Source organism: Kitasatospora sp. NPDC048540 (assembly GCF_040651175.1).
Lineage (GTDB): Bacteria > Actinomycetota > Actinomycetes > Streptomycetales > Streptomycetaceae > Kitasatospora.
In genome coordinates this window covers 1-11,589 of the sequence record NZ_JBEZIR010000194.1, presented here as the reverse complement: position 1 = coordinate 11,589, position 11,589 = coordinate 1, and the positions used below count along the sequence as shown (strand labels likewise).

Below are 11,589 nucleotides of genomic sequence, written 5' to 3'. Positions count from 1 at the left end.
GGGGGGGCCCGCCCCCCCCCCCCCCGCCCCAGGTGGTGCAGCCTATGCGACTGTCACGACGGTCAGACGTTCACCCCGAAGTCCTGGGCGATGCCGCGCAGGCCGGAGGCGTAACCCTGGCCGATGGCACGGAACTTCCACTCGGCGCCGTTGCGGTAGAGCTCACCGAAGACCATCGCGGTCTCGGTGGAGGCGTCCTCGCTCAGGTCGTAGCGGGCGATCTCGGCGCCGCCGGCCTGGTTGAGCACCCGGATGAACGCGTTGCGGACCTGGCCGAAGCTCTGCTGGCGGTTCTCGGCATCGTAGATCGACACCGGGAACACGATCTTGGCGATGTCGGCCGGTACGCCGGCCAGGTCCACCTTGATCTGCTCGTCGTCGCCCTCACCCTCACCGGTGAGGTTGTCACCGGTGTGCTCGACCGAGCCGTCCGCGCTCTTGAGGTTGTTGAAGAAGATGAAGTCGGCGTCCGAGCGGACCTTGCCCTGCTCGTTGCAGAGCAGGGCGCTCGCGTCCAGGTCGAAGCCACTGCCGGTGGTGGTGCGGACGTCCCAGCCGAGGCCGACGATCACCGCGGTCAGGCCGGGGGCCTCCTTGGTGAGCGAGACGTTGCCACCCTTGCTCAGACTGACACCCACGTGCTGCCTCCATGGATCGGGAGGCACGGGTCGGTGCCCCCGGTGGTGCTGTGTCCGGCGCGGCCCGTTCGGAGCGTGCGCCTGTCCTGCCAACGGCCCGATCGTAGTGCCGGGTTCCCCGCCGGGAGGCCAGTCGGCCCGGCGCGCCTCGAACCTGCGCGCCGGGCCGGCACAGCCACCGGTGCGGCGGCTCAGAGCGCGCCGAGCACCTTCAGGTACTCCTGCTCGTCCCGGGCGTCCGGCAGGCCGTTGACGATCGACCAGCGGACCTGGCCGTCCTTGTCGATCACGAAGGTGCCGCGCACGGCGCAGCCCTTCTCCTCGTTGAAGACGCCGTAGGCGCGGGAGACCTCGCCGTGCGGCCAGAAGTCGGACAGCAGCGGGTACTCCAGGCCCTCCTGCTCGGCGAAGACGCGGAGGGTGAACGGCGAGTCGTTGGAGACCGCGAGCACCTGGACCTCGTCGTTCTGCAGGCGCGGGAGCTCCTTCTGGATCGCGCACACCTCGCCGGTGCAGACCCCGGTGAAGGCGAACGGGTAGAAGACCAGGACGACGTGCTTCTCGCCCCGGAAGTCGGAGAGCTTCACGAGCTCGCCGTGCTGGTTCTTCAGCTCGAAGTCCGGAGCCTGGGTGCCGACCTCGATGGCCATGGTGGGACCTTCCTCTGGGGTGCCGCGGCCCTCGGTGCGCCGCGCGGACAGGGGCATCCTCGCATCCGTTCGGGGCCATTAGGCCGAACGGGTGAGGGCTTCCCGCTGGTGGCGGCCCGGTTTCGCCCTGGGTGAACAAAGGTCCCGGCAGCTCCTCCAGTCCGCGGCCCCGATGCGACCGGGCCCCGCTGGAGGAAGCTCCAGCGGGGCCCGGATCGACGGTCGGGCGAGAAGCTAGCGCTTGCCGGTGCGCGAGGCCTTCGGCGAGGCGAGCCTGGTGCCGGCCCAGTCCTTGGCGACCGCCACCGAGCTGGTCTGGGCGAGACCGGCGGTGCGGGCGGCGTCGGCGATGTCGGAGGCCTCGATGTGCCCGTCACGGCCCGTCTTGGGGGTCAGCAGCCAGACCAGGCCACCCTCCGCCAGGTACTCCAGCGCGTCGACCAGGGCGTCGGTGAGATCCCCGTCCTCCTCGCGGTGCCACAGCAGGACGGCGTCTGCGACGTCGTCGTAGTCCTCGTCGACGAGCTCGGTACCAGTGATGTCCTCGATGCCCTCGCGGAGCTCCTGGTCACTGTCATCGTCGTACCCGAGCTCCTGGACGATCTGGCCCTCTTCGAAGCCGAAACGCAGTGCCGGGTTGGACTTGTCCGCGGGGTCCGCGGTCGCGCTCACGGGAATAACCTCCAGTATTCGGCCCGGCGTCCATGCCGAGGCTGTGGCCGTAGTCCACACGGGACCGGCGGTTCGCGCAAGTACCCGACCCCCGATCCCACCCAAAGGTTGACGTGTCGCGGCGGGACACGCCGGTCCGCAGTGGCGGGAATCACACCGATTTGCCCTTTTCCCCACCGGACAACGATGCTTCCCCCGGTCCCGGGGCCACATGCCGTACAGCTGACCGAGATGCGAACGGCATTCGGGGGACTCGCCCACGCGGGCGTAGAGTCTCCTGTTGGCCCTCACCCTGACCGCCCGCCATCGGGCGGCCGGGTAACCAGGTCGGACCACCTCTTCGTAACCCCCGGGGGTGCACGGCGAAGGCAATGACGCCCTCCGCCGCACGCTTCCTGACCGCTCCGCCCAACAGGCGGAACGGTTACCGATCGGTAGAGATGACGGATCTCCGAGTCGCGGTACACGATGGAGGCGGCGCGACACACCTCAGTTTCGACCGACAGTGAAGGAACAGCGTGGCTTCCGGATCCGATCGCAACCCGATCATCATTGGCGGCCTTCCGAGTCAGGTCCCGGACTTCGATCCCGAGGAGACCGCGGAATGGCTGGAGTCGCTTGACGCTGCCATCGACGAGCGGGGGCGCGAGCGTGCCCGCTACCTGATGCTGCGGCTGATCGAGCGCGCCCGCGAGAAGCGTGTCGCCGTGCCCGAGATGCGCAGCACGGACTACGTCAACACCATCGCCACCAAGGACGAGCCGTTCTTCCCCGGCAACGAGGAGATCGAGCGCAAGGTCCTGAACGCGACCCGCTGGAACGCGGCCGTGATGGTCTCCCGGGCCCAGCGCCCCGGCATCGGCGTCGGTGGCCACATCGCCACCTTCGCCTCCTCCGCGTCGCTCTACGACGTGGGCTTCAACTACTTCTTCCGGGGCAAGGACGCCGACGGCGAGTCCGGCGACCAGATCTTCTTCCAGGGTCACGCCTCCCCCGGCATCTACGCCCGCGCCTTCCTGCTGGACCGGCTCAGCGAGCAGCAGCTCGACGCCTTCCGGCAGGAGAAGTCGAAGGCGCCGTACGGCCTGTCCAGCTACCCGCACCCGCGGCTGATGCCGGACTTCTGGGAGTTCCCGACCGTCTCGATGGGCCTCGGCCCGCTCGGTGCGATCTACCAGGCCCGGATGAACCGGTACCTGGAGCACCGCGGCATCAAGGACACCTCCCAGTCGCACGTCTACGCCTTCCTCGGCGACGGCGAGATGGACGAGCCCGAGTCGCTCGGCCAGCTCTCGCTGGCGGCCCGCGAGGGCCTGGACAACCTGACCTTCGTGGTCAACTGCAACCTGCAGCGCCTGGACGGCCCGGTCCGCGGCAACGGCAAGATCATCCAGGAGCTGGAGTCGCAGTTCCGCGGCGCCGGCTGGAACGTGATCAAGCTGATCTGGGACCGCAGCTGGGACCCGCTGCTCGCCCAGGACCGCGACGGCGTGCTGGTCAACAAGATGAACACCACCGTCGACGGCCAGTTCCAGACGTACGCCACCGAGACCGGCGCGTACATCCGCGAGCACTTCTTCGGCGGCGACCTGCGCCTGCGCGCGATGGTCGAGAACATGACCGACAAGCAGATCCAGCACCTGGGCCGCGGCGGTCACGACCACGCCAAGGTGTACGCGGCCTTCAAGGCGGCCCGCGAGCACGTCGGCCAGCCGACCGTGATCCTCGCCCAGACCGTCAAGGGCTGGACGCTGGGTCCGAACTTCGAGGGCCGCAACGCGACCCACCAGATGAAGAAGCTGACGGTCGAGGACCTCAAGCGCTTCCGTGACCGGCTGCACCTGCCGATCACCGACAAGCAGCTGGACGAGGGCTACCCGCCCTACTACCACCCGGGCAAGGACTCGGAGGAGATCCAGTACATGCACGACCGCCGGCGCGAGCTCGGCGGTTACGTGCCGACCCGCAAGGTGCGGCCGCGCAAGCTGGAGCTCCCCGGCGACGACGCCTACAAGGGGGTCAAGAAGGGCTCGGGCAACCAGACCATCGCCACCACCATGGCGTTCGTCCGGGTGCTCAAGGACCTGATGCGGGACAAGGGCATCGGCAACCGCTTCGTGCCGATCGCGCCGGACGAGTACCGCACCTTCGGCATGGACTCGCTCTTCCCGTCCGCCAAGATCTACAACCCGCTCGGCCAGACCTACGAGTCGGTCGACCGCGAGCTGCTGCTGGCGTACAAGGAGTCCCCGACCGGCCAGATGCTGCACGACGGCATCTCCGAGGCCGGCTGCACCGCCTCGCTGATCGCGGCCGGCTCCTCGTACGCGACGCACGGCGAGCCGCTGATCCCGGTCTACGTCTTCTACTCGATGTTCGGGTTCCAGCGCACCGGTGACCAGTTCTGGCAGATGGCCGACCAGCTGGCCCGCGGTTTCGTGATCGGCGCCACCGCCGGCCGCACCACGCTGACCGGCGAGGGCCTGCAGCACGCGGACGGCCACTCGCACCTGCTGGCCTCGACCAACCCCGGCGTGGTCGCCTACGACCCGGCGTACGGTTTCGAGATCGCGCACATCGTCCAGGACGGTCTGCGGCGGATGTACGGCTCGTCGGCGGAGCACCCGCACGGCGAGGACGTCTTCTACTACATGACGGTCTACAACGAGCCGATCAAGATGCCGGCCGAGCCGGAGAACGTCGACGTCGAGGGCATCCTCAAGGGTCTGCACCGGTACGCGCCGGGCACCGCGGGCCAGATCCCGGCCCAGATCCTCGCCTCCGGCGTGGCGGTGCCGTGGGCCCTGGAGGCCCAGCGCATCCTCGCCGAGGAGTGGAACGTCAAGGCCGACGTGTGGTCCGCGACCTCCTGGAACGAGCTGCGCCGCGACGCGGTGGAGGCCGAGGAGTTCAACCTGCTGCACCCGGAGGAGCCGCAGCGCGTCCCGTACGTGACGGCCAAGCTCCAGGGCGCCGAGGGCCCGTTCGTCGCGGTGTCCGACTGGATGCGCGCGGTGCCGGACCAGATCTCGCGCTGGGTGCCGGGCCAGTACCAGTCGCTGGGCGCCGACGGTTTCGGCTTCGCCGACACCCGCGGTGCGGCGCGTCGTTTCTTCCACATCGACGCGCAGTCGGTGGTCCTGGGCGTGCTCACCGAGCTCGCCAAGCAGGGCAAGATCGACCGCAGCCTGCTGAAGGCGGCCATCGACCGCTACCAGCTGCTGGACGTGGCGGCGGCCGACCCGGGCGCCGCCGGCGGCGACGCCTGATCCGCTCCACCCGCTGACGCCGGGGGCCGGACTCCTTCCGAGGGGTCCGGCCCCCGGCCGTTCCCGGGCCACCGCGGGCCGGACCGCCTCGGGCCGGGCCACCTCAGGCCACCGTGAAAGTGGAGAGCACGGTCTCGAACTGCTGCTGGACGGTGCTCCAGTCCTCGGGCGGCGAGGCCACCAGGACCGCGTACTCGGTGCCGTCCGGGGCGATGAACGCCTGGTCGGCGGTGTGCCGGGGGCCGAGTCCCGGGTCGGTCGAGGTGAACTCCCACAGCGCGCCCTCGCGGTCCTGGTAGACGTTGGCCGCGAGGCTGATCCGGGTGTAGTCCGCCTGCCCGGAGACGGACTGCTCCAGCTCCAGGAAGTGCGCCTCGGGGCTCTTGGGCGCCGCCGGGGTGACCCCGATGCGCAGCACGTGGGTGCCGTCGTCGGGCGAGTAGTCGATCTGGCCGCCGTGCTCGCTGCGGACCCAGCCGTCGGGCACCGCGAGCCGGAAGCCCGCCGGGTCGTCCACCCAGCGGTAGCCGGCCGGGGCGGCGGAGGCGCCCGGCCCGGTGGAGCCCTCCGGGGAGGAGGCCCCGGGCGACGACACATCGGGGGACGAGGCCTCCGGGGAGGAGGACGCCTCCGGGGAGGAGGACGCCTCCGGGGACGACACCGCGGGCGAGGACGCCTGCGGCCCGGCCGCCGCCGGGGAGGACGCCGCGGGCGACGGCGCCTCGGGGGACGACACCTCGGCCGCGGGCGCCTCGGGTGAGGCCACCGTCGCCGGTGCGCCGCCGGAGTTGCTGTTCACCACCGCGAAGGCCACCCCACCGGCCAGCAGCGCCGCCAGCACCGCCCCCGCCGTGATCAGCAGCGCCCGGTGCCGGTGGCTCCCGTCCCCCGGCCCCCGCGGCGGGCCGGGCCGGCCCGGCGGCGCGGGAGGCACCGGCGCCGGTAGCGGGGTCGGCGGGGTCGACCGGGTACGGGTCCGGCCGGGCGGCCCGGGGTCCGGCACGGGGGCGCCGCGGGTGCTCCCGGCCTCCGCCTCCGCGAGCAGGGCGAGCGCCTCGGCAGCGGTCGGCCGCTCGGCCGGGTCCTTGCGCAGCAGCGCCTCGATGACCGGGGCGAGGGCGCCCGCGTGCAGCGGCGGCGGGAGCGGTTCGGCGACCACCGCCTGCAGGGTGCCCATGGTGGTGGTGCGGTGGAACGGCGAGCGGCCCTCCACCGCCGCGTACAGCGTGGCGCCCAGCGACCACAGGTCGGACTCGGGCCCGGGCCGGTGGCCGCTGACCCGCTCGGGCGCGACGTACTCGGGCGAGCCGACGATGTCACCGGTACGGGTGAACCCGGGCGAGCCCTCCAGCAGGGCGATGCCGAAGTCGGTGAGCACCACCCGCCCGCCGCGTTCCAGCAGGACGTTGGCGGGTTTCACGTCCCGGTGCAGCACACCGTGCCGGTGCGCCTCGTCGAGCGCCCCCAGCACCTGGCCGCCGACCCGGGCCGCGTCGCGCGGCAGCAGGGTCCCCTCGGAGTCGATCACCTCGGCCAGCGAGCGGCCGTCGATCAGCTCCATCACGATCCACGGCCGGCCGTCCTGCTCCAGCACGTCGTACACGGTGACCACACCGCGGTGCCTGATCTGCGCCGCCGCCCGGGCCTCCTGCTGCATCCGGGAGCCCAGGGTGCGCAGCTCGGCCTCCGGGATGCCGGTGACGGCGAGCTCCTTCACCGCGACCCGGCGCTGCAGCTTGGTGTCCAGCGCCACCCAGACGGTGCCCATCCCGCCGCTGCCCAGGCGCTCCCCGAGCACGTAGCGGCCGGCCAGGACCCGGTCGGGGCCGGGCACCGTGTCGTCCTGAGAACTCATCCCGACCCCACAGTCCGTGCCGGCGCAGCCGGTCCGTCCGGTGCCCCGCCGGCAGGCGGCCCCGAGTCGCCTTCCCAGTCTCCCGCCACCTCCTGGGGGTGTCCTGCGGAGCGGTTCCGGGCGCGCCCCGCGCGCCGGACGCGCGGATGGAGTAGGCATGGCGGATGCCCGTCTCGATCGTCCTGTTCACCCAGGACCTCCGTCTGCACGACAACCCGGTGCTGCGCGCCGCCCTCGCCGAGGCCGAGGAGGTGGTGCCGCTGTTCGTCCTGGACGAGGGCGTCGGCGCCACCGGCTTCGCGGTGCCCAACCGGGCGGCCTTCCTCGCCGACTGCCTGGCGGACCTGGACGCCGGGCTGCGGGCCCGGGGCGGGCGGCTGGTGGTGCGGCGCGGCGAGGCGGTGGCCGAGACCCGGCGGCTGGCCGAGGAGACCGGCGCGGCCGGGGTGCACGTGGCGGCCGGGGTGAGCGGTTTCGCGCAGCGGCGCGAGGCCCGGCTGCGGGAGGCCCTGGGTGGGCGGCTGCGGGTGCACGACGCCGTGCTGACCGCGCTGGCACCGGGCGCGGTCGCCCCCGCCGGCAAGGACCACTACGCGGTCTTCACCCCGTACTCGCGGGCCTGGCGGCAGGCCGACCGCAGGGCGCCGGTGGCCGCGCCGCGCAGCGTGCGGGTGCCCGGGCAGGTCCGGGGGGTGGCGGTGCCGGCGGTGCGTCCGGACTCGCCGGGTCTGATGGCGGGCGGCGAGAGCGAGGGGCGGCGGCGGTGGGGGCGCTGGTCGCTCGACGGGTACCAGGAGCAGCACGACGACCTGGCGGGCGACGGCACCTCCCGGCTCTCCCCGTACCTGCACTTCGGGTGCCTGTCGGCGGCCGAGCTGGTGGCGCTGGCCGAGCGGCGCGGCGGGCCGGGGGCCGAGGCGTTCGTCCGGCAGCTGGTCTGGCGGGACTTCCACCACCAGGTGCTGGCCGCCCGGCCGGACGCCGCCCGGGCCGACTACCGGCCGCGCGCGGACCGCTGGCACCGGGACGCGGACGAGCTGGCGGCCTGGCGGGAGGGCCGGACCGGCTACCCGATCGTGGACGCCGGGATGCGGCAGCTCGCCGCGGAGGGCTGGATGCACAACCGGGCCCGGCTCCTGACGGCGAGTTTCCTGGCCAAGACGCTCTACCTGGACTGGCGGGCCGGGGCGGCGCACTTCCTGTCGCTGCTGGTGGACGGCGATGTCGCGAACAACCAGCTGAACTGGCAGTGGGTGGCGGGCACCGGCACCGACACCCGGCCCAACCGGGTGCTCAATCCGCTCGCCCAGGCCCGGCGCTTCGACCCGCGGGGCGACTACGTGCGCCGCTGGGTGCCGGAGCTGGCGTCCGTCGCGGGCGCGGCGGTGCACCGGCCGTGGCTGCTGCCCGAGCGGCCGGACTACCCGGCCCCGATCGTCGGTCTGGACGAGGGGCGGTTCGAGCACGGCCGGGGCCGCTGAGCCGTCCGCGCGGGCGGCCGGGCCCGGCAGCCGGGCCGGGTTGGGCCGGGCAGGGGACTCGCGGCCTGTCGGCGCCGGAAGTCCCCGGGCGCAGGCCCGACGATGGGCGCACCCGGAGAGCGGGGCGGCCGGGCACCTCCGCCGGGCCCGCCCGACCGCGGCCCGGCAGGAGGCTCCTTGAAGAACGCCCGCATCGTCCGTACCGCGCTCGCGCTGGCCGTCTGCTCGTCCGCCGTGGCGGCCGCCCCCGTGGCCGCCACCGCCCGCACACCGGGCCGGGTCACCGTCGCCGACCCGGCGCAGTACGTCGTCCCGTTCGTCGGGACCAGGCCAGGGGCGCCGAGTTTCGGCCTCGGTGACGGCGCCGGCAACACCTTCCCGGGCGCGGCCGCGCCGCTGGGGATGGTGCAGTGGAGTCCGGACACCGTCGCCTACCAGTACGGCGGCTACGCCTACGACGACGACCGGATCCGGGGGTTCAGCCTGACCCACATCTCGGGCGCCGGCTGCGGGGACTACGGGAACATCCCGTTCCTGCCGGTGCTGGACGGCGCCCCCGCCGACTTCGCCGAGTTCTCGCACGCCGACGAGTCGGCCTCGCCCGGCTCGTACGCGGTCACCTTCGGCAACGGGGTGCGGACCGAGCTGGCCGCGACCCCGCGCTCCGGCATCGCCCGGTTCAGCTACCCGGCCGGGCACACCGCCTCGCTCACCGTCGACCCGGGCCAGGGCTTCAACGACGCCTCGGGGTACGTCGCCCTGGGTACCGACTCGATCTCCGGCTACACCGACAGCGGCGGCTTCTGCGGCACCGCCAACCGCTACCGGATCTACTTCTCGGTCGTCTTCGACCGGCCGTTCAGCAGTTCCGGCATCGTCGCGGCGGGCCGGGTCGACACCGGGCGCAGGAGTGCGAGCGGGTCGAGCAAGGGGATCGCACCGCAGCCGGCCAGGACCGCCGCCGCGCAGGCCGCCCGGCCGGCGGGCGGCGGTGAGCAGCAGGAGGGTGTCCGTCCGGAGGCCGTCCCCCGGGCGTCCGGTGCCAAGGCGCTGGTCTCCTTCGACACCGCGGCCGGGCCCACCGTCACCGCCCGGGTCGGGATCTCCTTCGTCAGCGTCGAGGGCGCCCGGGCCAACCTGGCCGCCGAACAGGCCGGGGCCGGCTTCGACCAGGTCAGGGACGCGGCCCGGCGCTCGTGGAACGACCTGCTCGGCCGGGTCGCGGTCGGCGGCGGCACCACCCGGGAGCGGCGGGTCCTGTACACCGCGCTCTACCACGCGATGCTGCACCCGAGCGTGCTGAGCGACAGCGACGGCCGCTACCCGGGCTTCGACGGGCAGGTGCACACCGTCCCGGCCGGGCACGCGCGGTACGCGGACTTCTCCGGCTGGGACGTCTACCGCTCGCAGACCCAGCTGCTGGCCCTGCTGGCGCCCGCCGAGGCCGCCGACATCGCCGCGTCGATCGTCGACCAGGGCGCCCGGGCCGGGTACTTCGACCGCTGGACGCTGGCCGCCGACGGTACCGGGGTGATGGTGGGCGACCCGCTGCCGATCATCGCGGCCGGGATCCACGCCTTCGGCGCCACCGGCTTCGACGCCGCCGCGCTGGTCCGGCAGGCGGTGGCCGGCCGCCAGGACGACCGGGAGCGCCCCGGCCACGGCCCGTACGACAGGATCGGGTACGTCCCGGCGGGGACGGACGGGACGTGGGGGTCGGCGGCGACCACGCTGGAGTACACCTCCGCCGACTTCGCGGTGGCGCAGCTCGCCGCCCGGATCGGCGACGGCGCCTCGTACGACCTGCTGATGCACCGCTCCACGGGCTGGCGCAGCCTGTTCAACGGCGCCAGCGGCTACCTGCAGCCCCGCCGGTCCGACCACGCGTGGCCGGCCTTCGCCCCGGACCAGCAGGACGAGTACGTGGAGGGCAGCGCCGCCCAGTACACCTGGATGGTGCCGTACAACCACCGCGGCCTGTTCGACGCGATGGGCGGCGACGGCGCCGTCACGGCCCGGCTGGACGGCTTCCTGGCGGACCTGAACGCCGGTCCGGGCTCGGAGCACGCGTTCATGGGCAACGAGCCCTCCCTGAAGGCCCCGTGGGCGTACGTCTACGCCGGGCGGCCCGACCGGACCCAGGACGTCGTCCGGCGGGCGCTGACCACGCTGTTCGGCGACGGCCCGGACGGCGAGGTGGGCAACGACGACCTCGGCGAGCTCTCCGCCTGGGCGGTCTGGGCAGCGCTCGGGATGTACCCGCAGGTGCCCGGCCGGGCCGAACTGGTACTGGCCGGCCCGCTGTTCCCCGCCGTCACCGTCCGCCGCGGCGGCGACGGTCCGGTGATCGAGCTGAGCGCGCCGGGGGCGTCAGCGGCCGCCCGGTACGTGCACGGGCTGGCGGTCGACGGGCGGGCGTCCACCCGGCCGTGGGTCGGCGAGGACTTCGTCCGCAACGGCGGGCGGCTCGACTTCACCCTGGGCACCGACCCGGCGCCGGGCTGGGGCGGCGACCCGGCGGACGCGCCGCCGTCCTTCGACGTCGGCCCGGCGCGGCCGGTCACCGGGGCGGTCGGCGGTCCGGCGGCGAAGTGCCTGGACGTGCGGTCCGGCGGCACGGCCGACGGCACCCCGGTCCAGCTGTACGGCTGCAACGGCACCGGGGCGCAGCGCTGGACCCGGGCGTCCGACGGCACCCTGCGGGCGCTCGGCAAGTGCCTGGACGTCAGCGCGAGCCGCTCCGACGCCGGGGCGCCGGTGCAGCTGTGGCAGTGCAACGGCACCGGTGCCCAGCAGTGGTGGCCGAAGGCGGACGGCACGCTGGTGTCCACGCCGTCGGGCCGGTGCCTCGACCTGGCCGGCGGCGCCACCGCGGACGGCACCCCGGCGCAGCTCTCGGACTGCGCCGGCACCGGCGCGCGGGCCTGGACGGTACCCGGCTGACCACCCGGCCGGGGCGCTCGCGGGCCGTGTGGATCGTCGTGGTCACCAGGTCGGTGTCGCCGCGCCGCAGGTGGAGGTCGA

7 protein-coding genes are annotated in these 11,589 nt (G+C 73.6%); 3 read left to right on the top strand and 4 right to left on the bottom strand.

The window, feature by feature from the left end; genetic code table 11:
- Positions 1–62: 62 nt before the first annotated feature.
- The 3 genes from AB0D08_RS38655 to AB0D08_RS38645 form a co-directional block, all read right to left on the bottom strand.
- Positions 63–638, bottom strand: a complete 576-nt coding sequence (locus AB0D08_RS38655; RefSeq protein WP_033824150.1) for a TerD family protein — start codon at positions 636–638, stop codon at positions 63–65.
- A 191-nt stretch (positions 639–829) separates the two neighbouring features.
- Positions 830–1,288, bottom strand: coding sequence for a peroxiredoxin (locus tag AB0D08_RS38650; protein WP_033824164.1), 459 nt, complete (start codon positions 1,286–1,288; stop codon positions 830–832).
- Between the two features lie 234 nt (positions 1,289–1,522).
- Positions 1,523–1,960 carry a DUF3052 domain-containing protein gene (locus AB0D08_RS38645; RefSeq protein WP_033824149.1) on the bottom strand — a complete coding sequence of 146 codons (438 nt, stop codon included), beginning with the start codon at positions 1,958–1,960 and terminating at the stop codon, positions 1,523–1,525.
- A gap of 518 nt (positions 1,961–2,478) precedes the next feature.
- Between AB0D08_RS38645 and aceE the strand changes: the two genes are divergently transcribed.
- Entirely contained in the window at positions 2,479–5,229 is a 2,751-nt protein-coding gene (aceE, locus tag AB0D08_RS38640; protein WP_033824148.1) for a pyruvate dehydrogenase (acetyl-transferring), homodimeric type, read from the top strand.
- A 103-nt stretch (positions 5,230–5,332) separates the two neighbouring features.
- Here aceE and AB0D08_RS38635 read toward each other — a convergent pair whose 3' ends face one another.
- Positions 5,333–7,084: a serine/threonine-protein kinase gene (locus AB0D08_RS38635; RefSeq protein WP_359895041.1), complete on the bottom strand. Its 1,752-nt coding sequence runs from the start codon at positions 7,082–7,084 to the stop codon at positions 5,333–5,335.
- Between the two features lie 164 nt (positions 7,085–7,248).
- Here AB0D08_RS38635 and AB0D08_RS38630 point away from each other — a divergent pair, with 164 nt between their 5' ends.
- Both AB0D08_RS38630 and AB0D08_RS38625 read left to right on the top strand, forming a co-directional pair.
- Positions 7,249–8,565, top strand: a complete 1,317-nt coding sequence (locus AB0D08_RS38630; RefSeq protein ID WP_359895040.1) for a deoxyribodipyrimidine photo-lyase — start codon at positions 7,249–7,251, stop codon at positions 8,563–8,565.
- A 177-nt stretch (positions 8,566–8,742) separates the two neighbouring features.
- Complete coding sequence (locus AB0D08_RS38625; protein WP_359895039.1) at positions 8,743–11,508, top strand: GH92 family glycosyl hydrolase; 2,766 nt, start codon at positions 8,743–8,745, stop codon at positions 11,506–11,508.
- Positions 11,509–11,589 lie beyond the last annotated feature (81 nt).